This is a genomic window from Streptomyces sp. NBC_00984 (assembly GCF_045162475.1).
GTDB lineage: Bacteria > Actinomycetota > Actinomycetes > Streptomycetales > Streptomycetaceae > Streptomyces.
In genome coordinates this window covers 2,949,405-2,975,634 of sequence record NZ_CP108734.1, presented here as the reverse complement: position 1 = coordinate 2,975,634, position 26,230 = coordinate 2,949,405, and the positions used below count along the sequence as shown (strand labels likewise).

At 69.1% G+C, this 26,230-nt stretch carries 25 protein-coding genes and 1 tRNA gene; 21 read left to right on the top strand and 5 right to left on the bottom strand.

The features are described 5' to 3' along the window. Positions 1 to 36: 36 nt before the first annotated feature. The 4 genes from OG520_RS12820 to OG520_RS12805 all read right to left on the bottom strand — a co-directional run bounded on the left by OG520_RS12820 (position 37) and on the right by OG520_RS12805 (position 3,001). Positions 37 to 663, bottom strand: a complete 627-nt coding sequence (locus OG520_RS12820) for a hypothetical protein (RefSeq protein ID WP_406013257.1) — start codon at positions 661 to 663, stop codon at positions 37 to 39. Positions 664 to 673: 10 nt separating this feature from the next. After that, complete coding sequence (locus OG520_RS12815) at positions 674 to 2,173, bottom strand: hypothetical protein (protein ID WP_406013256.1); 1,500 nt, start codon at positions 2,171 to 2,173, stop codon at positions 674 to 676. A 17-nt stretch (positions 2,174 to 2,190) separates the two neighbouring features. Continuing rightward, complete coding sequence (locus OG520_RS12810; RefSeq protein ID WP_406016473.1) at positions 2,191 to 2,676, bottom strand: hypothetical protein; 486 nt, start codon at positions 2,674 to 2,676, stop codon at positions 2,191 to 2,193. A gap of 160 nt (positions 2,677 to 2,836) precedes the next feature. Next, positions 2,837 to 3,001, bottom strand: coding sequence for a hypothetical protein (locus tag OG520_RS12805; RefSeq protein ID WP_401876304.1), 165 nt, complete (start codon positions 2,999 to 3,001; stop codon positions 2,837 to 2,839). Between the two features lie 434 nt (positions 3,002 to 3,435). Here OG520_RS12805 and OG520_RS12800 point away from each other — a divergent pair, with 434 nt between their 5' ends. The 3 genes from OG520_RS12800 to OG520_RS12790 all read left to right on the top strand — a co-directional run bounded on the left by OG520_RS12800 (position 3,436) and on the right by OG520_RS12790 (position 6,348). Beyond that, a complete protein-coding gene (locus OG520_RS12800; RefSeq protein WP_266426447.1) occupies positions 3,436 to 3,621 on the top strand; it encodes a hypothetical protein in 186 nt (61 codons plus the stop codon). Positions 3,622 to 4,030: 409 nt separating this feature from the next. Further along, complete coding sequence (locus OG520_RS12795; protein WP_406013255.1) at positions 4,031 to 5,122, top strand: N-6 DNA methylase; 1,092 nt, start codon at positions 4,031 to 4,033, stop codon at positions 5,120 to 5,122. Beyond that, the gene (locus OG520_RS12790; protein WP_406013254.1) at positions 5,116 to 6,348 is read left to right on the top strand and encodes a hypothetical protein; all 1,233 of its coding nucleotides are present in this window, start codon (positions 5,116 to 5,118) and stop codon (positions 6,346 to 6,348) included. Before OG520_RS12795 ends, OG520_RS12790 begins: the two co-directional genes overlap by 7 nt. A gap of 171 nt (positions 6,349 to 6,519) precedes the next feature. Here OG520_RS12790 and OG520_RS12785 read toward each other — a convergent pair. Continuing rightward, positions 6,520 to 6,591 (bottom strand) — tRNA-Arg (locus tag OG520_RS12785). 239 nt (positions 6,592 to 6,830) lie between these two features. On the opposite strand from OG520_RS12785, the gene OG520_RS12780 reads away from it, so the two are divergent. The 18 genes from OG520_RS12780 to OG520_RS12695 all read left to right on the top strand — a co-directional run bounded on the left by OG520_RS12780 (position 6,831) and on the right by OG520_RS12695 (position 26,190). Next, positions 6,831 to 7,244, top strand: coding sequence for a response regulator (locus tag OG520_RS12780; protein WP_399335285.1), 414 nt, complete (start codon positions 6,831 to 6,833; stop codon positions 7,242 to 7,244). Positions 7,245 to 7,299: 55 nt separating this feature from the next. Next, positions 7,300 to 8,298: an ArgS-related anticodon-binding protein NrtL gene (nrtL, locus tag OG520_RS12775; RefSeq protein WP_406013253.1), complete on the top strand. Its 999-nt coding sequence runs from the start codon at positions 7,300 to 7,302 to the stop codon at positions 8,296 to 8,298. Between the two features lie 26 nt (positions 8,299 to 8,324). Then, positions 8,325 to 9,716 (top strand): diaminopimelate decarboxylase, encoded by a 1,392-nt coding sequence (lysA, locus tag OG520_RS12770; protein WP_406013252.1) that lies wholly within the window; start codon positions 8,325 to 8,327, stop codon positions 9,714 to 9,716. Between the two features lie 95 nt (positions 9,717 to 9,811). Beyond that, entirely contained in the window at positions 9,812 to 11,104 is a 1,293-nt protein-coding gene (locus OG520_RS12765) for a homoserine dehydrogenase (protein ID WP_399335291.1), read from the top strand. A 6-nt stretch (positions 11,105 to 11,110) separates the two neighbouring features. Then, positions 11,111 to 12,181, top strand: coding sequence for a threonine synthase (gene thrC / locus OG520_RS12760; RefSeq protein WP_406013251.1), 1,071 nt, complete (start codon positions 11,111 to 11,113; stop codon positions 12,179 to 12,181). A 356-nt stretch (positions 12,182 to 12,537) separates the two neighbouring features. After that, positions 12,538 to 13,455, top strand: a complete 918-nt coding sequence (gene thrB / locus OG520_RS12755) for a homoserine kinase (RefSeq protein WP_406013250.1) — start codon at positions 12,538 to 12,540, stop codon at positions 13,453 to 13,455. A 385-nt stretch (positions 13,456 to 13,840) separates the two neighbouring features. Further along, on the top strand, positions 13,841 to 15,877 hold the full coding sequence (gene rho / locus OG520_RS12750) for a transcription termination factor Rho (protein WP_406013249.1): 2,037 nt from the start codon (positions 13,841 to 13,843) through the stop codon (positions 15,875 to 15,877). Between the two features lie 374 nt (positions 15,878 to 16,251). After that, a complete protein-coding gene (locus OG520_RS12745) occupies positions 16,252 to 17,355 on the top strand; it encodes an LCP family protein (RefSeq protein ID WP_406013248.1) in 1,104 nt (367 codons plus the stop codon). 142 nt (positions 17,356 to 17,497) lie between these two features. Then, entirely contained in the window at positions 17,498 to 17,722 is a 225-nt protein-coding gene (rpmE, locus tag OG520_RS12740; RefSeq protein ID WP_019764351.1) for a 50S ribosomal protein L31, read from the top strand. 155 nt (positions 17,723 to 17,877) lie between these two features. Next, positions 17,878 to 18,954: a peptide chain release factor 1 gene (gene prfA / locus OG520_RS12735; protein ID WP_266426485.1), complete on the top strand. Its 1,077-nt coding sequence runs from the start codon at positions 17,878 to 17,880 to the stop codon at positions 18,952 to 18,954. A gap of 40 nt (positions 18,955 to 18,994) precedes the next feature. Further along, complete coding sequence (gene prmC / locus OG520_RS12730; RefSeq protein ID WP_189542181.1) at positions 18,995 to 19,840, top strand: peptide chain release factor N(5)-glutamine methyltransferase; 846 nt, start codon at positions 18,995 to 18,997, stop codon at positions 19,838 to 19,840. Between the two features lie 64 nt (positions 19,841 to 19,904). Further along, positions 19,905 to 20,552 (top strand): L-threonylcarbamoyladenylate synthase, encoded by a 648-nt coding sequence (locus OG520_RS12725; protein ID WP_385329601.1) that lies wholly within the window; start codon positions 19,905 to 19,907, stop codon positions 20,550 to 20,552. Then, positions 20,549 to 21,190, top strand: coding sequence for a protein-tyrosine-phosphatase (locus OG520_RS12720; protein WP_266426498.1), 642 nt, complete (start codon positions 20,549 to 20,551; stop codon positions 21,188 to 21,190). Before OG520_RS12725 ends, OG520_RS12720 begins: the two co-directional genes overlap by 4 nt. Positions 21,191 to 21,360: 170 nt before the next feature. Further along, complete coding sequence (gene glyA, locus OG520_RS12715) at positions 21,361 to 22,626, top strand: serine hydroxymethyltransferase (RefSeq protein ID WP_406013247.1); 1,266 nt, start codon at positions 21,361 to 21,363, stop codon at positions 22,624 to 22,626. A 129-nt stretch (positions 22,627 to 22,755) separates the two neighbouring features. Continuing rightward, positions 22,756 to 24,141, top strand: a complete 1,386-nt coding sequence (locus OG520_RS12710) for an MraY family glycosyltransferase (RefSeq protein WP_399335305.1) — start codon at positions 22,756 to 22,758, stop codon at positions 24,139 to 24,141. A 261-nt stretch (positions 24,142 to 24,402) separates the two neighbouring features. Next, on the top strand, positions 24,403 to 24,840 hold the full coding sequence (locus tag OG520_RS12705) for a hypothetical protein (RefSeq protein WP_266426507.1): 438 nt from the start codon (positions 24,403 to 24,405) through the stop codon (positions 24,838 to 24,840). A 210-nt stretch (positions 24,841 to 25,050) separates the two neighbouring features. Then, positions 25,051 to 25,887, top strand: coding sequence for a F0F1 ATP synthase subunit A (gene atpB, locus OG520_RS12700; protein ID WP_406016472.1), 837 nt, complete (start codon positions 25,051 to 25,053; stop codon positions 25,885 to 25,887). A gap of 72 nt (positions 25,888 to 25,959) precedes the next feature. Then, entirely contained in the window at positions 25,960 to 26,190 is a 231-nt protein-coding gene (locus tag OG520_RS12695; protein WP_406013246.1) for a F0F1 ATP synthase subunit C, read from the top strand. Positions 26,191 to 26,230 lie beyond the last annotated feature (40 nt).

The following is a 26,230-nucleotide window of genomic DNA, read 5'->3' as shown; positions in this document are numbered from 1 at the left end:
GGCGGCGTCCCCTCCACCATCACATGCCCCCGCAGGCTACGGAGCCTTGCTCGCCGGAGGGGGTGTCACGGACGGTTCGATGGTCGACCGGACGTAGATCCGCGTGGTGCCGGGCTCGAACTCGTGGGTGAAGAGGTCGACGCAGCGCTGGAGATACTTGCCTTCCGGGGTCGTGAGTTCATCGGGACACAGGCTGATCCTCCGCAGCCCTTCGACGAACGTCTCCGGCTCGGGCAGCCCGAGGTGGCCGAAGGCAGCCGCAGGACGGTAGTCCTTCTCCTCGGGATGGAAGTTCCCGATCATCTTGGTGTCGTTCCGGATGAGCCGGCCGGTGTACGTCTCCGCTTCGTCGCCGGGGAGGACGAAGGACAGCAGGCCGATGTCGTAGCGCTGCCCGACTTTGTAACCCGCACGACGGTCCGATGCCGTCTCCGGAATGCGGATGCCCATCTGGCCGCTCATCCAGGCAGGCGTGGCTCCGTCCTCCCAGCAGCAGGTCATCTCCTGGTCCGACAGGTCCGACGACACGTCGTCGGCGACGCAGGAGACCACGCCGATCGTGGTGGCGACGCAGGCGAGGAGCACCAGAACGACGACTGCGACCGGCACACGACGGCGGCGCACGGGCTGCTCGCCGGCAGTGATCTTGCTGGAGCTTTCCATCGGTGGCCCTCTACCGCCCTTCCTGCTGCTCGCGGCTTGGATCCGTGCGGTCGCCCTCACGCCCCGGCTCGTCCGGCTGCGGCAGAGGATCGTGGTTCGGGGCGGATGCGCCCAGATCGTAGTGCTTGACGGAACTGCTGCCCGCCATGTCGAATTCCTGGGCGATGCCCGTGGTGTGGAGGCGGGCCATCTGACCGTCCGGAATGCTCATGTCGCTGCCCCCGGGAAGGCCGATGGTCACCCCTTTGTCCTGGTCCCAGTTGTAGCGGTCCCACGCGTTGGCCTGATAGTCGAGACCGACCTTGGGCTGACCGCTGGCATCCGGCACGACGGTGACCACTCCGGTCACATTCGACCTGGTGGAACCGACCGCGTAGAACCAGTTCTCGTCGACGTCCTTGGTGAAGCTGAAGTCCCGGTTACCGGTTTCCACCGGTATCGAGACCGGCTGTCCGCCGTTCCTCTTGAACTCCGCGAGTGCCTGATCGCGCCATACGTCCTGGTGTTCCCTGATGCCGTCCTCGATGTGCGTACGGAAGCCGGGTACGTCCGACATCATCTTGTCGATGGGCAGCTCCATGTCCGTCCCGCTGTTCCCCAGGTAGTGCGCCATGTGCCGAGCAGCGTCGTTGTCGCCGGACCAGTCGGCCGCCTCGGCGATCAGATTCATCTTCTCCCGAGTCCTGCGCTCCTCCGCTCCCGGTTCCTCGACGCCGTGGGGCCCGGAACCCCGGTCGGGCGCGGCTTGTCTGATGGACGGAGCGAGCAGTCCAGCCGCGAGAAGGTCGTCCTTGTGCCCGGTCCACAACTCCGCACGGGCCTGTGGGCTCAGCGACGACCAGAGCCGCCGCAGCTCGGCCCGCTGCGCCGTGTTCGCGTCGTCACCGAGCGAGGCCAGCTTCGTGGCACGGGGCAGCTGGTCCTCGTCCAGCGAGGTGTACGTCGCGTGCCCCGCGTTGTGCGGGTCGCCGCCATGGCTTCTCTTCAGGGCGCGGGTGATGGCCGCATCGATCTCTGCTGCGTGGGACACAAGCCCCGTGAGCGTGTCGGCATACCACTGCATCAGGTCCTTGGTCCGCTGGGAAGTCCCGTCCACGCCACAGAAGGCCTCCGTGACCTTCACGGTGCCGCTGGGGCCGTCCGCCACCAGCAGCCCTGGGTCCGGGCCTGCCTGCCGGGTGGGGTCACCCTTGCGGGCTTCCGCGGAGAGTTCCCTGGCCCGCTTCTGGACGTGCGTCAGTTCACCATGGGCATCCTGGAGGACAGCCACGATGCTCTGAGCCTCCAGGTGGAGATCCGCGACCTCCTTGGCCGTCTTGCGGACGAAGTCCTTGGTGACAGCGGCGTTCAGGCCGGCCCAGTCGGCCCCGTCGGACAGCTGCAGGAGACCGCTGTAGACCTCGGTCCTCAGCTTCTCCAGCCCGACCGCCGTCGCCGCCCAGTCATCGGCCGCCGCACCCAGCTTGCCCAGGTCCACTTCGATGAGATCCGTGTACGAGAACGCCCCCATGTTTCCTCCGCCCCCGCTCACTTCACATACTTCAGTAGCTCCGACACCGGTACGGGGGAGCCGTCTCTTCGTGAGAGAGACGCGGCGATCTCCACCTCGTCGTTGGCGTGCAACTTCTTCGAGAAGTCCAGGTGGTTGGAGATGTGCGCGCACATCTGCAGGACTGTCTTCACCTGCGAACTCCAGACCTCCAGGGTGGTGTACAACTCACCGCCCGCGCTGAAGTTCCGGCCCTGCAACTCTGCTGCGGCCCGGGCAGTCGTCCCCGCGCCGTCCTTGTCGGCCCCGGCACCTGCGAGGTCGGCCCGCTTCCGCAGCTCGCCGTGGATCCGAAAGGCTTCATTGCCGACCCTACCGAGATCGTCCTGGCGAACCACCAGGTCGGCATTGCCCCCGGACGCTGCGCCGTCAGCCTGGGGCCCAGCCGTGTTGAGCCTCATCTGCGCGGAACGCCGATCCTGTGCATCCGCCTTGAGTTGGGCCCACTCGTCGTCGAACGTCATGAGTCCCCCGGCCCTGTCCGATGTCAACGCATCACCCTAGCAACGAGGTTGCGACGTGATCACCTGGGCATCACCGGCGTTTCGTACGAGCAGGTGCTGCTACGAGTACTTCCGGAGTGTCCGGGACCCCCCGCGCGTGACGGCCCGAGGTCAGACCAGCTCATTGGCAATCGCGTGCCAGGCGCCGTGGCCGAAGGCGATGACAGGGGGCGTGCTGCGGTGTGCACTGTTCACTCGCATGGACGCCACGCGGGAACGGCAGTACCTGGATAACCGCATGGGGATGCTCAGGACCGGCCAACAGGTGTTCCAACTGCGCGTTCATGACGTGCGGGCCGCCGACCCCGCTGAAGAATTACGGCCTCCGACACCGCGGCCCACAGCTGCAACGGGTTGTCGGAGGGGGGCAGGCGTTCCTGCCGAGACCCGGAGAGGCGGACGTCGCGGCGGTGACTGTTCGGCCGGGCCGGAGCCTCCGGGGCCGGGGTGCGTGGCGAACGGTCCGCAGCGTGCGGAGTGAGCGGTATGCCCACTGGAGAAATCCCTGCGGGCGGGTTTCGTCGGCGCGGGTCCGGCATTGCTCCGACCGTCGGCACACACGGCTGAGGCATTATTCAGGAAGGGTGCGAACCAAGCGGACTGCTGTTGTTCCCAAACGGACTGCTGCGTGAGGTACTGTGGCGTGGTGGCTGACTGGGAGGCGTGCCTTCTCGTCTGCTTTGTGATCACTCAGTGATGTTTGGATCAACGGGAGAGCAGATGAACGAGCGAAAAGTCATGGCGGCGTTCGCCATGGCGATGGGGATGATCTGCGCGCTGATGGCCGCGTTCTGGCGGTTGGCACGCACCAGCAGCGTGGATCAGGCTCTGGTGGCCGGCGGGACCGTGTTCGTCGCCGTGGTCACGCTGGCCTTCATCGTGTTGGCCTACTTGGGATCCGACTGAGCGCCGACAGGCATGATGGGGCGAACCGGGGTGCACGCTTCCGGCGGGATGGTACGAGGGACGGCAGGAGTCCAAGGTGGAAAGAGCGTCGAAGGCGCAGCTGGGGCGCGCGCTGGACGCCGTGCGCGGGGCACTGGCACCACAGGACGCCCTTCACTTCGTCATGCTGTTGGTCCTTCTGCGCCACGAGGCCGAGCGTGATGCCGAGGGGCACGCGGGCCGATCACGGGCCGGGCACGCCTGGGGTGCCGTCCTGGGCAGGGACCTGTGGATGCGTGACGGGTACGAAGTCGCATCGGACGTCCGGGACGGCCTGGGGGAGTGGGAGTCGCGGCATGGCCGGCTCCGGGATCTCTCGCCGGACCTTCGGGATGTCCGTGGCAGGGAGCTGGAGCCCCTGGTTCGCTGCGTGGCCGAGGCGCGGGAGCCGGCGTCGCTGTTCGAGGACTGCCTGGAGGGCGTACAGCGAGAGGCGAAGGGGGGCGACTACTACACCCCGGCGGACATCGCGGGTCTTCTCCCTGGGCTGATGGAGCCTCGGCCGGGTGAGCATGTCTACGACCCCGTGTGCGGATCCGGCGGTCTCCTTCTGAAGGCCCACGAGTACGTGCGAGCACATGGCGGGCAGGCAGGCGAGCCGGCGGTGTACGGGCAGGATTCCAACAGGACCGCCGTGGAGACCGCCGCCATCAACCTCACCGTGCACGGCGTCGACGGATCCCTGCAAGGGCCTGCGTCCAGCCTGACCGACGACCGGTTCGAGAATCAGACCTTCGACGTGATCGTCGCCAACCCGCCCTTCAACCAGGCCGGCTGGTCCCAGGGCGGTCGAGGATTCCACCGTGGCTGGCGTTACGGGATCCCGCCGGAGGGAAACGGGAACTTCGCCTGGGCCCAGCATGTAGTGAGCAAGATGGCCCCCACGGAGTCCGGGCGCGGAGTGCTTCTTCTGCCTACCGCTGCTGCCTCCACCTCAAGGCCGGCGGAACTCCAGATCCGCGCGGGACTCGTCGAGGACGATGTGCTGAGTTGCGTGGTCGAGCTTCCCGCGGGTCTGCTCCCGCACGTGCGTAACCCCGTGACGCTGTGGCTCTTCACCAGAAGCAAAAGAAGCAGTTCGGGCTGGGGCTCTGCTGACCGAACAGGTCAGGTGCTGTTGATCGACGCGCGTGATACCGCGGCCAAGGTCGGGCGTGGCCGCCGAACTCTGCCGGACGAGGCCAGGAACCGCATCACCGATACCTTTGCCGCCTGGCGCGGAGCACCGGGCCAGGCGGCCTATCAGGACGTGCCCGGCTGGTGCAGATCGGTGGCCACTGCGGAGACCGCCGCCCAGAAATACGACGTCCTGCCTTCCCGCCACGTCGGCGTGCCCGTAGCCGAGTCCGCACACGCTGACAAGGGAGAGCAGGTGGGCGACTTGACCCGTGAGCTGTACTCACTCTTCGAGGCGTCCCATCGGCTTGAAGCCGAGCTGCACGATCTGTTGAGGCAGTGGTGATCCCGGACCGCATGGAGGAGCGGCTGAACCGGCTTCCACAGGGCTGGGGAGTGGCGACCCTGGATCAGCTGCCATCGGTGCAGACGATCGGCTACGGCATCACCCGTCCCGGGGCTCACGTGGACGACGGGGTGGGGATGATCCGAGCAGCGGACATCCAGGACGGCCATCTCCACAGCGACGAGCCGAGAAGAATCAGCCCTCGCACGCACCAGGCGAACATCCGTAGTGAGTTGCGGGTCGGCGATGTGCTCATCGTGCTCGTAGGCAGGGTCGGCGAAGCAGCCGTGGTCACCGACGCGTATCACGGCTGGAATGCTGCCCGCACTGTCGCGGTGGTGCGGATGACAGAACCTGATGAGGCGGCCTGGCTCAGGTTGTGGCTCGGATCGCCGTACGTACGTGACTGGTGCGAGAGTCGCGTGACCGGCTCCACCCTGCAACGCACTCTGAATCTGAAAGTCCTGCGCGGCCTTCCCGTGCCGCTGCCGCCCCCGGAAGCCAGGGCGGCATTTCTCCGCACGGCGGAAGTCATGGAAAGGAAAGCGGCAGTCAACACGCGCATCGCGGAATGTGCCATGTCGTTGAGCGACGCGCTGTTCGCTGCCGAGGCACAGGACAAGGGAGCCTGGCCCGAACGGTCCTTCGGTACCCTGGCTCACCTGCGTTCAGGTCATGCGTCGCGCCCTCGCGAGGACGCCCCCCATGCGGACGAATCGTCCCAGGAGTCCGCTGTTCCCTTCATCGCGCCCGCGGACGTCCTGCGCAGGGGCCTGCCGTACGTCTCCCGGACAGATACCTGGCTCGCCTCTCCTGACGCGGACTCCATGTGCGCTCCGCAGTCCCTGCTGCTGGCGACCAGAGAGGACGGCGTGCACGCCGTCCTGAACGAGGTTCCGGTTGTGCCTGGGCGGGGCATTCTTGCCCTGCAGCCGGAGACACTGGCCGACAGCTACTGGCTGCTGCACGAAGTCCGAGCCCGGAGCGGGGAACTGACCGCCGCCGCCCAAGGGCCGGGCGGGCGTGAACTGAGCCGGAACGCGTTCGCGGCCACGGCGGTCCAATGGCCCCCGTCTTCCGTGCGTGAGCGGTTCGCACGGCTCACTGGCAAGCTCCACCTGCGTGCCAGAGCCGCGTATGCGGAGAGCGAGATCCTCAACAGGCTGCACGACAGGCTCCTGGACAGCTTCCTCGACGGAGCACCCAACGTCGAAAGCGCTCACTGATAGCTCTGAGATCAAGCCCGGCCCGAGTGCTGTGCGGTAGAGGCGTACGCGCGTCTCGCGAAGCCGGGGTACTCCGCCACGGCGGAGTACCCCGGCTTCGCGAGACATGAAAAAGACCCCCTGCTCAGCGTTTTCGCTGGCCAGAAGGTCTTTTTTGCACTTCTTCCGAAGTGCCCTCGGCAGGATTCGAACCTGCGCACACGGCTCCGGAGGCCGATGCTCTATCCCCTGAGCTACGAGGGCGTATCGCTGTGTGGCTCGGCGACGGGTGAAACACTACCAGCTTCCGCGGGGTGCCCGTGAACAGGTATTTCCGGGTCGTCGGAGGGGTGACGCGGGCCAGGCGGAGGGGGGCGTGCGATGCGTTCCGGATGTATCCGGCCACCCCTCGTGCCACTCGTCCGGGGACGGAAATAGGCAAAACCCGGACGCAGCCCCTACGTCCGCCCTACCCTCGAAGTGTGTCAGGGGCGTGTGGCCGCGTGCTTGTTGTCGACGACAACAAGGTCATCCGGCATTTGATCAGGGTCAATCTCGAGCTTGAGGGCTTCGAGGTCGTGACCGCGGCCGATGGTGTCGAGTGTCTGGATCTGGTGCATCGGGTCCGTCCCGATGTGATCACGCTCGATGTCGTCATGCCCGGACTGGACGGTGTGCAGACCGCCGCCAGACTGCGTTCCGATCCGCGGACCAGACATCTGCCCGTGGCGATCATCAGCGCCTGTACACCGTACGAGGTGGACAGCGGGGTCGCCGCAGGGGTCGACGCCTTTCTCGCGAAGCCCTTCGAGCCGACCGAGTTGGTGCGGCTCGTACGGCAGTTGATGGAGCGGGAGGAGCCGCCGTCGCTCGACGGCAGACGGGGCGCCGGGACCGCGGAGCGCGCCGCGGGGTGACCGCGTGGCGAAACCGGGTCGCGGGGTGCCCCCCTTTCTCCCATACGCTTGTCCTGTGACCCCCGCCGATCTCTCCATGACCGTGCTGCACGCCGTGCGCCGCGCGGTCGACGAGGACGCCCTGCGCGCGCCCGTGCCCACGCGCGTGCGGGTGGAGCGGACCCGGCCCGGCGGGCGCGGGGAGTACGCCTGCGCCGTCGCCCTCCAGCTGGCCGGGCCCGCCGCGCTGCCGGCCAGGGACGTGGCCGAGATCCTCCGGGAGCGGGTGCTCGAGGCGCCGGGCATCGGGGACGTCGAGGTCACCGGGCCGGGATTTCTGAACTTCACGCTGCGAGCCGGTGCGCGCGGCCTCGACGCGCTGGTGCGGACCGTCGCCGCGCACGGCACGGCGTACGGACACGGGGACGCCCTCGCCGGCACGGCGGTCTCGTTCGTCCCCGTCGAGGAGCTCCGCGCCCGGGTCGTCACCGGGACCGTCGAGCGGCTGCTCCGGGCCCAGGGTGCCGAGGTCGGGGAGCGGGCGGCGGGCGGGGAGGCGCTGCATGTGATGCCGGTGCCGGCCGCCCACCGCGATCTCTTCGAGCGGCTCGGGAGCGACGCCGCGCGCTGGTCGCTGCTGCGGGCCGCCCCGCACGACCGGCCCCGGGGCACCGGGAGCGAGGAGCTCCTCGTGCAGCAGGAGAGCAATCCGCTGTTCCGGGTGCGGTACGCGCACGCCCGGATCTGTGCGCTGGGCCGGGGCGCCCGGCAGCTCGGCTTCGCAGCGGCGTACGAGGAGAGCGTGGACGCGCCCGTGCTCGGCGCGCTTCTCGCCGACCACCCCGGGGTGCTCGCCGCCGCCGCCCGGCACCGTGAGCCCGACCGGGTCGCCCGGCAGCTGGAAGCCCTCGCGCAGGCCTTCTTCGACTTCCACGACAGTGCTTCGCCGCTCCCCGTCGGTGACGAGAAACCCTCGGCCGTCCACCGCTCCCGGCTCGCCCTTGCCGAAGCCGCCGGGACGGTGCTCGCGGGCGGCCTGTCCCTGCTCGGCGTCAGCGCACCCGAAGTCCTCTGAGAGATCCGAGAGAGCAGAGCAACACCATGAGCCGATCCGCACACCCCGCCGGGCCCCGTCACGCCGATGTCATGACGGAGGGGCACTACACCGCCCCGCCCGCCGATCTCAACGCCCTGGACGAGAAGGTCTGGGCCCGTACCGTCACCCGTGACGAGGACGGTGCGGTCACCGTCGGCGGGATCGAAGTGACGCGGCTGGCCGAGGAGTTCGGCACCCCCGCCTACTTCCTCGACGAGAGCGACTTCCGGGCCCGCTGCCGCGCCTGGGCCGACGCCTTCGGGCGCGATGCCGACGTGTTCTACGCCGGAAAGGCCTTCCTGTCGCGCGCCGTGGTGCGCTGGCTCCAGGAGGAGGGGCTCAACCTCGACGTCTGCTCCGGTGGCGAGCTGACCACCGCGCTGGACGCCGGGATGCCCGCCGAGCGCATCGCCTTCCACGGCAACAACAAGACCGTCGCCGAGATCGAGCGCGCCGTCGAGGCCGGTGTGGGCCGGATCGTGCTCGACTCCTTCCAGGAGATCGCCCGGGTCGCCCACGTCGCGGAGCGGCTCGGCAAGCGCCAGCGCGTACAGATCCGGGTGACCGTCGGCGTCGAGGCGCACACCCACGAGTTCATCGCCACCGCGCACGAGGACCAGAAGTTCGGGATCGCGCTGGCCGGGGGGCAGGCCGCCGAGGCGGTGCGCCGGGCGCTCACCCTCGACGGTCTCGAGCTCATCGGCATCCACTCGCACATCGGCTCGCAGATCTTCGACATGGCCGGCTTCGAGGTCTCCGCCCGGCGCGTGGTGCAGCTGCTCGCCGAGGTGCGCGACGAGCACGGCGTGGAGCTGCCCGAGATCGACCTGGGCGGCGGGCTCGGCATCGCGTACACCTCCGAGGACGACCCGCGCGAGCCGCACGAGATCGCCAAGGCGCTCGGCGACATCGTGACCCGCGAGTGCGAGGCGGCCGGGCTCGCCACCCCGCGGATCTCCGTCGAGCCGGGGCGCGCCATCGTCGGGCCGACCGCCTTCACGCTGTACGAGGTCGGCACCATCAAGCCGCTGGAGGGGCTGCGTACGTACGTCAGCGTCGACGGCGGCATGTCGGACAACATCCGCACCGCGCTGTACGACGCCGAGTACACCGTCGCGCTCGCCTCGCGCACCTCCGACGCCGAGCCGATGCTCGTCCGTGTCGTCGGCAAGCACTGCGAGAGCGGCGACATCGTGGTCAAGGACGCGTTCCTGCCGTCCGACCTCGCCCCCGGCGATCTGATCGCCGTGCCCGCCACCGGCGCGTACTGCCGTTCGATGGCGAGCAACTACAACCACGCCCTGCGTCCGCCGGTCGTCGCCGTGCGCGACGGTCGGGCGCGTGTCATCGTCAGGCGCGAGACGGAGGAAGATCTCCTGCGTCTCGATGTCGGCTGATGAAATACATGTCTCAGGATCCGGACGGGTGGCAGAAACTCCCGTCCGGTGAGTGAGACTGGTCCACACATCAGATGTAAAGGAAACGAGGTCGGATGATGCGTACGCGTCCGCTGAAGGTGGCGCTGCTGGGCTGTGGAGTGGTCGGCTCAGAGGTGGCGCGCATCATGACGACGCACGCCGACGACCTCGCCGCGCGCATCGGCGCGCCGGTCGAGCTCGCCGGTGTCGCCGTGCGCCGGCCCTCCAAGGTGCGCGAGGGCATCGACCCCGCGCTGATCACCACCGATGCGACGGCCCTGGTCAAACGGGGCGACATCGACGTCGTCATCGAGGTCATCGGGGGCATCGAGCCCGCCCGCGCGCTCATCACCACCGCCTTCGAGCACGGCGCGAGCGTCGTCTCGGCCAACAAGGCGCTGCTGGCCGAGGACGGCGCCGCCCTGCACGCCGCAGCCGAGCAGTACGGCCGGGACCTCTACTACGAGGCCGCCGTGGCCGGTGCCATCCCGCTCGTACGGCCGCTGCGCGAGTCCCTCGCCGGTGACAAGGTCAACCGGGTCCTCGGCATCGTGAACGGCACGACCAACTTCATCCTCGACAAGATGGACACCAGCGGAGCCGGGTACTCCGAGGCGCTCGACGAGGCCACCGCCCTCGGATACGCCGAGGCCGACCCGACCGCCGACGTCGAGGGCTTCGACGCCGCCGCCAAGGCCGCCATCCTCGCCGGCATCGCCTTCCACACCCGGGTGAGGATCGGCGACGTGCACCGTGAGGGCATCACCGAGGTCACTGCCGCCGACATCGCGTCCGCCCGCCGCATGGGCTGCACCGTCAAGCTCCTCGCCATCTGCGAGCGCGCCGCCGACGGGCAGTCGGTCACCGCGCGGGTGCACCCGGCGATGATCCCGCTGAGCCATCCGCTGGCCTCCGTCCGCGAGGCCTACAACGCGGTCTTCGTCGAGGCGGAGGCGGCCGGACAGCTCATGTTCTACGGCCCCGGCGCCGGTGGCTCGCCGACCGCGTCCGCGGTCCTCGGCGACCTGGTCGCGGTCTGCCGCAACAAGCTCAACGAGGCCACCGGCCCCGGTGAATCCGCGTACACGCGTCTGCCGGTCAGCCCCATGGGCGACGTGGTCACGCGGTACCACATCAGTCTCGACGTGGCCGACAAGCCTGGCGTGCTCGCCCAGGTCGCGACGGTCTTCGCCGAACAGGGCGTATCGATCGATACGGTCCGCCAGCAGGGCAAGGATGGCGAGGCGTCCCTCGTCGTCGTCACCCACCGCGCGTCCGACGCCGCCCTCTCGGCGACCGTCGAGGCGCTGCGCAAGCTCGACACCGTGCGCGGTGTCGCCAGCATCATGCGTGTTGAAGGGGAGTAAGGACCCATGACCAGCAAGGGCACCCACCAGTGGCGCGGCATCATCGAGGAGTACCGGGACCGCCTTCCGGTCACGAGCACGACGCCGGTCGTCACGCTTCGTGAGGGCGGTACACCGCTCGTCCCCGCTCAGGTCCTCTCCGAGCGCACGGGCTGCGAGGTGCACCTCAAGGTCGAGGGCGCCAATCCCACCGGTTCCTTCAAGGACCGCGGCATGACGATGGCCATCACCCGGGCCAAGGAAGAGGGTGCGAAGGCCGTCATCTGCGCCTCCACCGGCAATACCTCCGCCTCCGCCGCCGCGTACGCGGTGCGGGCCGGCATGGTCTGCGCCGTCCTCGTGCCGCAGGGCAAGATCGCGCTCGGCAAGATGGGCCAGGCGCTGGTGCACGGCGCCAAGATCCTTCAGGTCGACGGCAACTTCGACGACTGCCTGACGCTGGCCCGCTCGCTCTCGGACAACTACCCGGTGGCACTGGTCAATTCGGTCAACCCGGCCCGTATCGAGGGCCAGAAGACCGCCGCGTTCGAGATCGTCGACGCGCTCGGCGACGCCCCGGACATCCATGTCCTCCCGGTCGGCAACGCGGGCAACATCACCGCGTACTGGAAGGGTTACAAGGAGTACGCGGGGGACGGTATGTCCACGCACACCCCGCGCATGTGGGGCTTCCAGGCCTCCGGCTCCGCGCCCATCGTCCGCGGCGAGATCGTCAAGGACCCGTCGACCATCGCCACCGCGATCCGGATCGGCAACCCGGCCTCCTGGCAGTACGCGCTGGACGCCCGGGATGAATCGGGCGGTTTCATCGATGAGGTGACGGACCGACAGATCCTGTCCGCCTACCGGCTGTTGGCCTCCCAGGAGGGCGTCTTCGTCGAGCCCGCCTCGGCCGCCTCCGTCGCCGGCCTGCTGAAGGCCGCCGAGGAGGGCAAGGTCGACCGCGGCCAGAAGATCGTCTGCACGGTCACCGGCAACGGCCTCAAGGACCCCGACTGGGCCGTCGCGGGCGCACCGCAGCCGGTCACCGTCCCCGTCGACGCGGCCACCGCCGCCCAGAAGCTGGGCCTCGTCTAGGGCCTGGCCGGCGGATCAGGGTCGGGCAGGCCCCAGGTCCGTCCTCGCCGCCGGACAGGATCTACGGCCTGGCCGGCGGATCAGGCAAGAACCCCGCTCAACCACCCCTTTTCGGGGCGGAGAGCGCATAGGAGGCGTGCGACACGCATCGTGCGCCTCCCGTGCGCCCTATGTCGCCACAGAACCTTCCTTCGATAAGCTGTACTCAACCCGCCCCGCCGCATCTGCCGCGGTGCATGGGCCGTTGTGGCCGTCGGGTTCCCCGGAATTCCCATCCCCGTCACCACGACCTCCCGCCACCACGGAGAAAACGCTTCACCACCCCCCGCTGCCACACAAGGAGAGTCGTCCAACCGATGGCCGGTCCCGCCTTCCGAGCCGCCGCCGTCCGGGTGCGCGTCCCTGCGACCAGCGCCAACCTGGGCCCGGGTTTCGACGCCTTCGGCCTGTCGCTGGGGCTGTACGACGACGTCGTCGTCCGAGTCGCCGACTCCGGACTGCACATCGACATCGCGGGTGAGGGTGCCGACACGCTGCCCCGCGACGAGCGCCACCTCCTCGTACGCTCCCTGCGCACGGCCTTCGACCTGCTCGGCGGACAGCCCCGCGGTCTGGAGATCGTCTGCGCCAACCGCATCCCGCACGGACGCGGTCTCGGTTCCTCCTCCGCCGCCATCTGCGCCGGCATCGTCGCCGCCCGCGCCGTGACGACCGGCGGTGACGCCCGGCTCGACGACGCGGCGCTGCTGGAACTCGCCACCGAGATCGAGGGCCACCCCGACAACGTCGCGGCCTGCCTGCTCGGCGGCTTCACCCTGGCGTGGATGGACGGCGGATCGGCGCGCGCGATCAGGATGGACCCCGCAGGATCCATCGTTCCGGTGGTTTTCGTACCCAGCAAGCCGGTCCTCACCGAGACCGCCCGCGGACTGCTCCCGCGCACGGTCCCGCATGTCGACGCCGCCTTCAACGCCGGCCGTGCCGCACTCCTCGTCGAGGCGCTGACCAGGCGCCCCGAGCTGCTGCTCACCGCCACCAAGGACCGGCTGCACCAGGAGTACCGCAGCCCGGCGATGCCCGAGAGCGTGGAACTCGTCAACCGACTGCGCGCGGACGGCGTCCCCGCGGTCATCTCCGGTGCCGGGCCGACCGTGCTCGCACTGGCCGAGGACGGTGCGGCCGACAAGGTCGCACAGCTGGCGGGCGAGGGGTGGGCGGCCAATCGCCTCGCTCTCGACGCCCCGGGGGCGAGTGTGCTGCCGCTCGCCCCGTAGCCGAGAAGAGATTGCCGGTGAGTGAGAGGGGGAATGTTTGTTGGAGCCGGTAGTGTTAACCTCAAGTCTGCAACCGACGTCTATGTGGCGCGTTGCTTCGTGTCCCTTTCCGGGACCACCAATTCTTCCGGGAGCCTCCCCAACTGCCTGAGCAGCCTGCCTGAGCAGTTTCGTGCACGCTCCGGAACCGGCACGACACCCCTCGCTGGTCCAGGAGTGGGCCGAGCAGGGGGATGCTCGCGCCGGGCCCTTGCACACCTTCATCTCTCCGCCGTACCCGGCGGACCACCGCCCCGGCACGGTCCGCAAGAAAAAGACCGCAGTCGGACAGCACAACCGGTCGCCGAGCCAGAAGGCCGACGTCCGCTCCAGGGAAGGACCCTTCGTGAGCGACACCACCGATCTGATGGGCGTGACTGCCGACAAGAGCGTCGACAGCGCCGCGCCCGCCGAAGGTGCTGCCACTGGCACCACCGCACGGCGCCGCCGCTCCGGCACCGGCCTTGACGGCATGGTCCTGGCCGAGCTGCAGCAGGTCGCGTCCGGCCTCGGCATCAAGGGCACTGCGCGGATGCGCAAGGGCCAGCTGATCGAGGTCATCAAGGAGGCGCAGGCCGGTAGCTCCGCTGCGCCCAAGGCCGCCGCGCCCGCCGCGGCGACCGAGACCAAGCCGAAGCGCCGTGCCACCTCCAAGGCGCGCACCGGGGACGAGTCCGCGGCCGCCGCGCCCGCCGAGAAGGCCGCGGCCCAGCAGCAGATCGACATCCCCGGCCAGCCGGCCAGCGACGACCAGCCCGCGGGCGAGCGCCGTCGGCGCCGTGCGACCGCGCAGGCGGGCAGCCCGGAGAGCAAGGCGGAGAGCAAGTCCGCCGAGGCCAAGACGGAGACGCAGGCCGAGCCCAAGGGCGACGACCGCGCCGACGCCAAGGCCGAAGCCGCCGCCGACACGGCCGAGGGCCGCCGCGGCGACCGCCAGGACCGCGGTCAGCGCGGCGACCGGGGCGACCGCCAGGAGCGCGGCGAGCGCGGGGAGCGCGGGGAGCGCCGCGACCGTCAGCGCGACCGCAGGGGCAAAGGCGACGAGCAGGGCGGTGGCCAGGGCCAGCAGGGCGGCCAGCGTCAGCAGCGTCAGAGCCAGAGCCAGCAGAGCGGCGGCCCGCAGGACGACGGGTACGACGACGAGGCGGGCGGCCGTCGCGGCCGTCGCGGCCGCTACCGCGACCGCCGTGGCCGCCGTGGCCGCGAGGACTTCGCCAGCGAGGTCCCGGTCTCCGACGACGACGTCCTGATCCCCGTCGCGGGCATCCTGGACATCCTCGACAACTACGCGTTCATCCGGACCTCCGGCTACCTGCCGGGCCCGAACGACGTGTACGTCTCGCTCGCCCAGGTCCGCAAGAACGGCCTGCGCAAGGGTGACCACGTCACCGGTGCGGTGCGCCAGCCCAAGGACGGCGAGCGCCGGGAGAAGTTCAACGCGCTGGTCCGCCTCGACTCGGTGAACGGCATGGCGCCCGAAACCGGCCGCGGCCGCCCGGAGTTCCAGAAGCTGACCCCGCTCTACCCGCAGGACCGGCTCCGTCTGGAGACCGACTCCAACGTCCTGACGACGCGGATCATCGACCTGGTCGCCCCCATCGGCAAGGGCCAGCGAGGCCTGATCGTGGCCCCGCCGAAGACCGGCAAGACCATGATCCTGCAGGCGATCGCCAACGCGATCACCGTCAACAGCCCCGAGTGCCACCTGATGGTCGTCCTGGTCGACGAGCGTCCGGAAGAGGTCACCGACATGCAGCGGTCGGTGAAGGGCGAGGTCATCTCCTCGACCTTCGACCGTCCCGCCGAGGACCACACCACCGTCGCCGAGCTGGCCATCGAGCGCGCCAAGCGTCTCGTCGAGCTGGGTCACGACGTGGTCGTCCTGCTGGACTCCATCACCCGTCTCGGCCGTGCGTACAACCTCGCGGCTCCCGCCTCCGGCCGCATCCTGTCCGGTGGTGTCGACTCGACCGCGCTGTACCCGCCGAAGCGCTTCTTCGGTGCCGCGCGCAACATCGAGGACGGCGGTTCGCTGACCATCCTGGCCACCGCGCTGGTCGAGACCGGCTCGCGCATGGACGAGGTGATCTTCGAGGAGTTCAAGGGCACCGGCAACATGGAGCTCAAGCTCGACCGGAAGCTCTCGGACAAGCGCATCTTCCCGGCGGTGGACGTCGACGCGTCCAGCACCCGCAAGGAAGAAATCCTGCTCGGCAGCGACGAGTTGGCGATCGTCTGGAAGCTGCGCCGGGTGCTGCACGCGCTCGACCAGCAGCAGGCGATCGAGCTCCTCCTGGACCGGATGAAGAAGACCCAGTCCAACGCGGAGTTCCTGCTCCAGATCCAGAAGACGACGCCGTCCCCGGGCAACGGCAACGACTGACGTCGTACCGGATCGGCTGAACCACAGGGCCGCCCCCGTCACTTCGGTGACGGGGGCGGCCCTGTGCCGTGGGCCGTGCGCAGGTGACGCAGCCGACCCGGTCGCCGTGGTCGATACGAGACCTTTGCCACATCCAGGACGTGCTGCCGGGTACCGCCGCGATGCCTGTATCCGGCAAGAAACCGCAGGTGAGCGGGGAATCACCGACTGTTCGCCAAGGCCGGGTGTCCGTTTCGTCCTCACACGGAAACAACAGGTGGCTGTGCAACCCTTCTTCGTGCCGCGGCGTCGTACGCAGTACCGACAAGTCGACGATCCAGTGCCCGAACACCGCTGCTGGGGGTAGCCGGGGAAGCTGAGACCGAAGGAGATCCATGACCGAGCAGAACGGGAGCGGCGGCCGAATACGCCCCACCGGCAAGCGCCGGAAGAAGCCCTCCCGCCGCCGCAGGGCGACGGTGATCGCCGCCTGGACCGTGGCCGGTGTCGTGATCGTCGGCGGTGCCGGACTGGGATACGCCTACGTCAAGCTCAACGGCAATCTCAAGGCCGTCGACATCAACGCCGCGCTCGGCAAGGACCGCCCCGACAACGTCGACAACGGCTCCCAGGACATCCTGGTGCTCGGCTCGGACTCCCGGTCCGGCGCGAACTCCGAGTACGGCGCCGACGAGGGCGCGGCCCGTTCCGACACCGCGATGGTCCTGCACGTCAACAAGGGCCACAAGACGGCCTCCGTCGTCTCCATCCCGCGCGACACCCTCATCACCCGCCCCGACTGCACCAGCGACACGACCGGGCAGACCGTCGCGGGCCAGCAGCGCGCGATGTTCAACACGGCGTACGAGGTCGGCGGACCGGCCTGCGCGGTCAAGACCGTCGAGGCCATGTCCGGCATCCGCATGGACCACTACCTCGAAGTCGACTTCACCGGCTTCAAGAAGCTCATCGACGAGCTGGGCGGCGTGAAGATCACCACCACCGAGGCGATCGACGACCCGAAGAGCCATCTGAAGCTCGGACCCGGCACCCACACTCTCGACGGGGAGCAGTCGCTGGGCCTCGTCCGTACCCGCAAGAGCGTCGGCGACGGCAGCGACCTCGGCCGCATCCAGCTCCAGCAGGCGTTCATCAAGGCGCTGATGGAACAGGTCAAGACCGTCGGGGTGTTCTCGAACCCGAAGACCCTGTACGACCTCGCGGACACGGCCACCAAGACCGTCACCACCGACTCCGACCTGGGCTCGGTCCCCGAACTCACGTCCTTCGCGAACGGTCTCAAGGGGCTCGGCTCGAAGAACGTCCACATGGTCACCCTGCCCGTGCAGTACGACCCGGCCGACCCGAACCGCGTCGTACCGCTGGACGCCGCGGCCCAGCAGGTGTGGACCGCGCTCGCCCAGGACAAGGCCATCCCCGCCTCCGCCACCGAGAAGTCGGCCGGCGACAAGGGCGACGCGGGCAGCGTCGTACGGTGACCGGGCGGGCCGGGAATAGTTGCGGCCCGCCCCCGGTTTTGGGAGATACGGCCGGTCCTGGCAGACTGGTACGTCGGCCCCGGTTCACGGACGCGCAATCCGCGCGTACGACCCGGCGCCCTCCCGAACCTAGGAGAAACCCTTGAAGCGCGACATCCACCCCGAGTACGTCGAGACGCAGGTCAGCTGCACCTGTGGCGCGTCGTTCACGACCCGGAGCACCATCGACGGCGGCACCATCCGCGCCGACGTCTGCTCCGAGTGCCACCCGTTCTACACGGGCAAGCAGAAGATCCTCGACACCGGTGGCCGTGTGGCCCGCTTCGAGGCCCGCTTCGGCAAGGCTGCCGGCTCCGCCAGCAAGTAGCGAGCCACTGCGCCGGTTCCTGGCGCCCTCTTCCGGGGGCGTCGGGACCGGCGTTTTTTCCGGCCGGGGGTACGCGGCCCCGTTCCGTATCCCCGCCCGGCCGGCATCACGCCGTCCAGCAGGCACGCCCGAGTGAAGAAACCAGGAGCCCGAAGATGTTCGAGGCGGTCGAGGAACTGATCGGCGAACAGACCGATCTGGAGAAGAAGCTCGCTGACCCGGCGGTCCACGCCGACCAGGCCAACGCGCGCAAGCTCAACAAGCGCTACGCCGAGCTGACCCCGATCGTCGCGACGTACCGCTCCTGGAAGCAGACCGGGGACGACATCGGGACGGCCCGCGAGTTCGCCGCCGACGACCCCGACTTCGCCGCCGAGGTCAAGGAGCTGGAGAAGCAGCGCGAAGAGCTCACCGAGAAGCTCCGCCTCCTCCTGGTCCCGCGCGACCCCAGCGACGACAAGGACGTGCTCCTGGAGATCAAGGCGGGCGCGGGCGGCGACGAGTCCGCCCTGTTCGCCGGCGATCTGCTGCGCATGTATCTGCGCTACGCCGAGCGCGTCGGCTGGAAGACCGAGATCATCGACTCCACCGAGTCCGAGCTCGGCGGCTACAAGGACGTCCAGGTCGCCGTGAAGACCAAGGGCGGCAACGGCGCCACCGAGCCCGGCCAGGGCGTGTGGGCCCGGCTGAAGTACGAGGGCGGGGTGCACCGCGTGCAGCGGGTGCCGTCCACCGAGTCGCAGGGCCGCATCCACACCTCCGCCGCCGGTGTGCTCGTCACGCCCGAGGCCGAGGAGGTCGACGTCGAGATCCACGCCAACGACCTCCGTATCGACGTCTACCGCTCCTCGGGTCCCGGCGGCCAGTCCGTCAACACCACGGACTCGGCGGTCCGCATCACCCATCTGCCGACCGGCGTCGTCGCGTCCTGCCAGAACGAGAAGAGCCAGCTCCAGAACAAGGAGCAGGCCATGCGCATCCTGCGTTCGCGACTGCTCGCCGCCGCCCAGGAGGCCGCCGAGCAGGAGGCCTCGGACGTACGGCGCAGCCAGGTGCGCACGGTCGACCGTTCCGAGAAGATCCGTACGTACAACTTCCCGGAAAACCGGATCTCGGACCACCGCGTCGGCTTCAAGGCGTACAACTTGGACCAGGTGCTCGACGGCGACCTGGATTCCGTGATCCAGGCGTGCGTCGACGCCGACTCCGCCGCCAAGCTCGCCGCCGCGTAAGCAAAGCCCGCCCAGCCCGTAAACCGTACGGAGAACCGCGATGAACCTGCTGCTCGCCGAGGTGGCCCAGGCCACCCAGCGGCTGGCCGACGCCGGTGTGCCCTCGCCGCGATTCGACGCGGAGGAACTCGCCGCGTTCGTGCACGGCGTCAAGCGGGGCGAGCTGCACCGGGTGCCGGACGCGGACTTCGACGCCCGCTACTGGGAGGCCATCGCCCGCCGCGAGGCCCGCGAGCCGCTCCAGCACATCACCGGCCGCGCCTTCTTCCGTTACCTGGAGCTCCAGGTCGGACCCGGTGTCTTCGTCCCCCGCCCGGAGACCGAATCGGTCGTCGGCTGGGCGATAGACGCCGTGCGCGCGATGGATGTCGTCGAGCCGGTCGTCGTCGACCTGTGCAGCGGATCGGGCGCCATCGCCCTGGCCATGGCCCAGGAGGTGCCGCGCTCGCGCGTGCACGCGGTCGAGCTCTCCGACGACGCCATCGAGTGGACCCGCAAGAACGCCGACGGATCCAGGGTCACCGTCCACCAGGGAGACGCGCTGACCGCCCTCCCCGAGCTGGACGGCCAGGTCGACCTGGTCATCTCCAACCCGCCGTACATCCCGCTCACCGAATGGGAGTACGTGGCGCCCGAGGCCCGCGACCACGATCCGGAGATGGCCCTCTTCTCCGGCGAGGACGGCCTCGACACCATCCGCGGCATCGAACGCACCGCACACCGCCTGCTGCGCCCCGGCGGCCTCGTCGTCATCGAGCACGCCGACACCCAGGGCGGCCAGGTGCCGTGGATCTTCACCGAGGAGCGCGGCTGGGCGGACGCGGCCGACCACCCGGACCTGAACAACCGGCCGCGGTTCGCCACGGCCCGCAAGGCCATGCCGTGACCGGCGGCCACCACGCGCACGACCCGTACCCGTCATACCCGTACACGCTTGAGGAGGCCGGCTGATGGCACGGCGATACGACTGCAACGACGCGACCGACCGCACGACGGGTCTGCGTGAGGCCGCGTCGGCCGTCCGCCGCGGCGAACTGGTCGTGCTGCCCACCGACACCGTGTACGGCCTCGGTGCGGACGCCTTCAGCGCCGAGGGCGTCGCCGATCTGCTGGACGCCAAGGGCCGCGGCCGCAACATGCCGACCCCCGTCCTGATCGGCTCCCCGAACACCCTGCACGGCCTGGTCACCGACTTCTCCGAGCAGGCCTGGGAGCTCGTCGACGCCTTCTGGCCCGGCGCCCTCACGCTCGTCGCCAAGCACCAGCCGTCGCTCCAGTGGGACCTCGGGGACACCCGCGGCACCGTCGCCATCCGGATGCCGCTGCACCCGGTCGCCATCGAGCTGCTCACGGAGGTCGGCCCGATGGCCGTCTCCAGCGCCAACCTCACCGGCCACCCGGCCCCCGAGGACTGCGACGCCGCCCAGGAGATGCTCGGCGACTCCGTCTCCGTCTACCTGGACGGCGGCCCGACGCCCGGCATCGTGCCCTCGTCGATCGTCGACGTGACCGGCAAGGTCCCCCTGCTGCTGCGCGCCGGTGCGCTCTCCGTGGAGGAGCTCCGCAAGGTGGTACCCGACCTCGAGGTGGCCAATTGACCGCCCCTGAGGGGCGTGGCATAGCGGGGCGGGCCGACTCTTTCCGCATCCTCCACGTCAGCACCGGCAACGTCTGCCGCTCACCGATCACCGAGCGGCTGACCCGCCATGCCCTGGTGGACCGCCTCGGCGATCCGCTCAGCGGCGGACTGATCGTGGAGAGCGCGGGCACCTGGGGCCACGAAGGCGCCCCCATGGAGGCCAACGCCGAGACCGTCCTCGCCGACTTCGGCGCCGACACCACCGGCTTCGTCGGCCGGGAACTGCTCGACGAGCACGTGATCCGCGCCGACCTGGTGCTCACGGCCACCCGCGACCACCGCGCGCAGGTGATCTCGATGGGGCACTCGGCCGGCCTGCGGACGTTCACCCTCAAGGAATTCACCCGGCTGGTCCGGGCGATAGACCCCGCCACGCTGCCCGACCCGCGGGACGAGGGCGTCGTCGAGCGCGCCCGCGCACTGGTCCGCGCCGCGGCGGCGCTGCGCGGCTGGCTGCTGGCCCCCACCGCCGAGGCGGACGAGGTGTTCGACCCGTACGGCGCCCCGATCACGTTCTTCCGTTCCATCGGCGACGAGATCAACCAGGCCCTCGACCCGGTCGTCACGGCCCTGACCGGCGTACCCGCACCGCACTGACGGGCGCCCCCGCGCCATCGCGTCCGCGCCACTCCGACGGGCGTACGCACCGGCCGGGCACCCTCAGGGCCCAACGGGTGCACCACGGCGCCGCACAGCAGGCAGGAGGCCCTTCGCGGGCCTACATTGGGAGACGCCAGCGCACCCCTCCCCAGGCCCGGAGCCCATCGATGCCGGTCACCACTCCAGCCGCACCGCCCTCCGCCCCCGGGTCCGCCCTGCCGCAGGACTTCGACGCCCTGCTCCGGGAGGATCCGGAGATCGCCGCCGTGCTGCTGGGGGAGCTGCACCGCCAGTCCAGCACCCTGCAGCTGACCGCCGCCGAGAACTTCACCTCGCCCGCGGTCCTCGCCGCCCTCGGCTCCCCCCTCGCGAACAAGTACGCCGAGGGCTACCCCGGTGCCCGCCACCACGGCGGCTGCGAGCAGGCCGACGCCGCCGAACGCATCGCCTGCCGCCGCGCCACCTCGCTCTTCGGCGCCGAACACGCCAACGTCCAGGCGCACTCCGGTTCCTCCGCGGTCCTCGCCGCGTACGCCGCCCTGCTCCGCCCCGGCGACACGGTGCTCGCGATGGGACTCCCGTACGGGGGACATCTCACCCACGGTTCGCCCGCCAACTTCTCCGGCCGCTGGTTCGAGTTCGTCGGCTACGGGGTGGACTCCGAGAGCGGCCTGATCGACTACGAACAGGTGCGCGCCCTGGCCCGTGCCCACCGCCCCAAGGCGATCGTGAGCGGCTCCATCTCGTACCCCCGCCACCCCGACTACGAGCTGTTCCGGGAGATCGCCGACGAGGTGGGCGCGTACCTCATCGCCGATTCCGCGCACCCGATGGGGCTGATCGCCGGGGGAGCGGCGCCGAGCCCGGTGCCGTACGCCGACGTGGTCTGCGCGACCACGCACAAGGTGCTGCGCGGTCCACGCGGCGGGATGATCCTGTGCGGTGCGGAGCTGGCGGAGCGGATCGACCGGGCGGTCTTCCCGTTCACCCAGGGCGGTGCGCAGATGCACACGGTCGCCGCGAAGGCCGTCGCGTTCGGGGAGGCGGCCACCCCGGCGTTCACGGCGTACGCGCACCGGGTGGTCGCCCACGCCCGGGTGCTGGCGGCGGGTCTGGAGGCGGAGGGCTTCGAGGTCACCACGGGCGGCACGGACACCCACCTCATCGTCGCGGACCCGGCCCCGCTGGGCGTCGACGGACAGACCGCCCGCGCCCGCTTGGCGGCGGCGGGCCTGGTGCTGGACACCTGCGCGCTGCCGTACGGGGACGCCCGGGGCATCCGGCTCGGTACCGCGGCCGTCACCACCCAGGGCATGGACGACGGCGACATGGCCCGGCTGGCGGTGCTCTTCGGGACGGCGGTGCGTGAGGAGGACGACATCCGCGCGCAGGTGCGGGAGCTGGCGGAGAAGTATCCGCCCTACCCGGGGTAGCGGCCCCGGGTGTCCGGTGCGGAACCGATCGGCCCGCTCACTGTGTCTTCGGTCATGAGGCCCGCGCAGCGCGACCGTCCCTGATAGCCGGACGGTTTAAGGTGTGGGCTGAGATGGCCGGCGAAATCTATGGGGCAGCCCGTGCGTGATTACCTGCTGACGCTCTGTGTCACGGCCGCGGTGACCTATCTGCTGACCGGTCCGGTGCGTAAGTTCGCCATCGCGATCGGGGCGATGCCCGCGATCCGTGCGCGTGACGTCCACCGAGAACCGACACCGAGGCTCGGCGGCATCGCCATGTTCGGCGGACTGTGCGCCGGACTGATCGTCGCGGCCCATCTCCAGAACCTCGACTGGATCTTCCAGCTCTCCACCGAGCCGCGGGCGCTGCTCTCCGGCGCCGCGCTGATCTGGCTGATCGGTGTCCTGGACGACAAGTTCGAGATCGACGCCCTGATCAAGCTCGGCGGGCAGATGATCGCCGCCGCGGTCATGGTCATCCAGGGTCTGACGATCCTGTGGCTGCCGATCCCCGGTGTCGGCACCGTCGCGCTCACCCAGTGGCAGGGCACGCTGCTCACGGTCGCCCTGGTCGTCATCACCATCAACGCGGTCAACTTCGTCGACGGTCTGGACGGTCTCGCGGCGGGCATGGTGTGCATCGCCTCCGCCGCGTTCTTCCTCTACACGTACCGGCTCTGGTACGGGCACATGATCGAGGCGGCGGCCCCGGCGACGCTCTTCACGGCGATCCTGATGGGCATGTGCCTGGGCTTCCTGCCGCACAACATGCATCCCGCGCGCATCTTCATGGGCGACTCGGGCTCGATGCTGATCGGCCTGGTGCTCGCGGCCGGGGCGATCTCCGTGACGGGCCGGGTCGACCCGGACACGATGACGCTCTTCGCGGGCAGCGAGCGCGAGGTCACCCACGCGATGCTGCCGGTCTTCATCCCGCTGCTGCTGCCGCTGACGATCATCGCGATCCCGGCCGCGGACCTGGTGCTGGCGATCGTGCGCCGTACGTGGAACGGCCAGTCGCCGTTCGCGGCGGACCGCGGCCATCTGCACCACCGGCTGCTGGAGATCGGCCATTCGCACAGCAGGTCCGTGCTGATCATGTACTTCTGGTCGGCGCTGATCGCCTTCGGGGCGGTCGGTTACTCCGTGCACTCGGCGTCCCTGTGGATCGTGCTGGTGATCATGGGGATGAGCACGCTGGGTCTCGTGCTGCTGCTGATGCCCCGCTTCACCCCCCGGGCGCCGTACTGGGCGGAACGCTTCGTACCGCCCCGCTACCGCCGCAGGCGTGGCAAGGGTGAGGCTCCCGAGGCGGAATCCGCATCGGCGCCCGAGGCCCAACAGGGGCCGCTGGAAAGCCGGATGGGGCAGACGGGGCCCGAGTCGCAGGAGCGCAGCCCGGTCGTCGTGGGAGTCTCCGGCGTCAACGGGGCGACTGCCATCGGCCCCCGTTCGCGTTTTTCGGACAGAGACAGGGCTGAATCCGCACGCTGAGAACCGGGCATCAAGGGGCATTACCAGACAACGAATTGAGTTGCCTTGCTCACATGCGCGAATTCACTCTCACGTGTGACGGTAAGCACACTTTCTTGGTAAAGACCTCATCAAATAGTTTGTGATACCGTTCACGAAGCCCGGTGACGGAGCCGAAGGACCCGAGTAGCACGGTCCATTGGCGTGAGGCATCGACTCGGACCGGGCCTACGCTCGTCCATGACGACACACTGCCCACCCCCTGCAAGCGGAGCTGCCGCCATGCCGTCCAACGACGTCCGGACTCTCCTTCAAGCCGCCGTACCCACCGCTGTCGCCGGCGCTGTCGCCGTCGCTGTGAGTGCTGGTGTCGCGGGCGGCAAGGGAGCCCTGGGCGCGGGCGTTGCGACGATCGTGGTGATCCTCTTCATGGGGATCGGACTGCTGGTCCTGCAACGGACCGCGCGGTCCCTGCCCCACCTGTTCCAGGCGATGGGGCTGATGCTGTATACGGCTCAGCTTCTCCTTCTGTTCATCTTTGTCGCCGCGTTCAAGAACACGACGATGTTCAACCCGAAGGCCTTCGCGATCACGCTGGTCGCGATGACCCTCGTGTGGATCGGCGCACAGACGCGTGCGCACATGAAGGCCAAGATCCTTTACGTCGAACCCGAGTCCGACAAGGCGGAAAAGCCCAAGAACACGGGCTCGAAGTCGTGAAGGGTAGGGGCGGGATAAGTGCAGGTTCGAGACCCTGCTATCGTCCGGTTCCAACTGCGGCACTGCGGGCGCGGGCATGTGAGCTGACGCCTGCTCGATCGCGAGGCTCAATGCCTGACTGCCGCTCACACATCCGTAACACCAGTCCAGTGCCGAACCGCGGCTGCGCGCCGCGCCGACACAACGAGGTTGCCGTACCTATGCGCCACGCTGAAGGAGCCCGCGGTGAGTGCTGACCCGACACAGGTGCTCGCCTTCGAGACCGATTGCCACATCTTCTCCGGTTGTGGTTTCCCGGGTCCTGGCTTGCACTCTTTCCTGTTCGAGCCGATCTTCGGTGACGCGGACAGCAACGTCTACTTCAACAAGACGATGCTGCTGGCGCTCCTCGGTACGGTCATCATCGTTGGCTTCTTCTGGGCCGCCTTCCGTAAGCCGAAGGTCGTTCCGGGCAAGCTGCAGATGGTCGCCGAGGCCGGCTACGACTTCGTCCGCCGCGGGATCGTCTACGAGACGCTCGGCAAGCGCGAGGGCGAGAAGTACGTCCCGCTGATGGTGTCGATCTTCTTCTTCGTGTGGATGATGAACCTCTGGTCGATCATCCCGCTCGCCCAGTTCCCGGTGACGTCGGTCATCGCGTACCCGGCCGGCCTGGCACTGATCGTCTACATCCTCTGGATGAGCATCACGTTCAAGCGGCACGGCTTCGTCGGCGGCTTCAAGAACCTGACGGGCTACGACAAGTCGCTCGGCGGGGTTCTGCCGCTGGTCATGGTCATCGAGTTCTTCTCGAACGTCCTGGTCCGCCCCTTCACGCACGCGGTCCGACTCTTCGCGAACATGTTCGCGGGTCACACGCTGCTGCTGCTCTTCACCATCGCCAGCTGGTACCTGCTGAACGGCATCGGTATCGCCTACGCGGGTGTCTCGTTCGTGATGGTCATCGCGATGACGGCCTTCGAGCTCTTCATCCAGGCTGTTCAGGCATACGTCTTCGTGCTCCTGGCGTGCACCTTCATCCAGGGCGCCGTCGCCGAGCACCACTGATCGCGCCTCCCATACCCCCAGTCGTCCGGTGGCCAACCCCCGCCGGTCCGTGAAAGAGAAGGAAGAACTGGAATGTCCCAGACCCTTGCCGCCGTCACCGGTTCCCTCAGCTCCGTCGGATATGGCCTGTCCGCCATCGGCCCCGGCGTCGGCGTCGGCATCATCTTCGGTAACGGCACGCAGGCTCTCGCCCGTCAGCCCGAGGCTGCCGGTCTGATCCGCGCCAACCAGATCCTCGGCTTCGCGTTCTGCGAGGCGCTCGCCCTCATCGGTCTGGTCATGCCGTTCGTCTACAGCAAGTAAGACGAACTGCGACTAGTCCATACCGACGAAAGGCACTGAT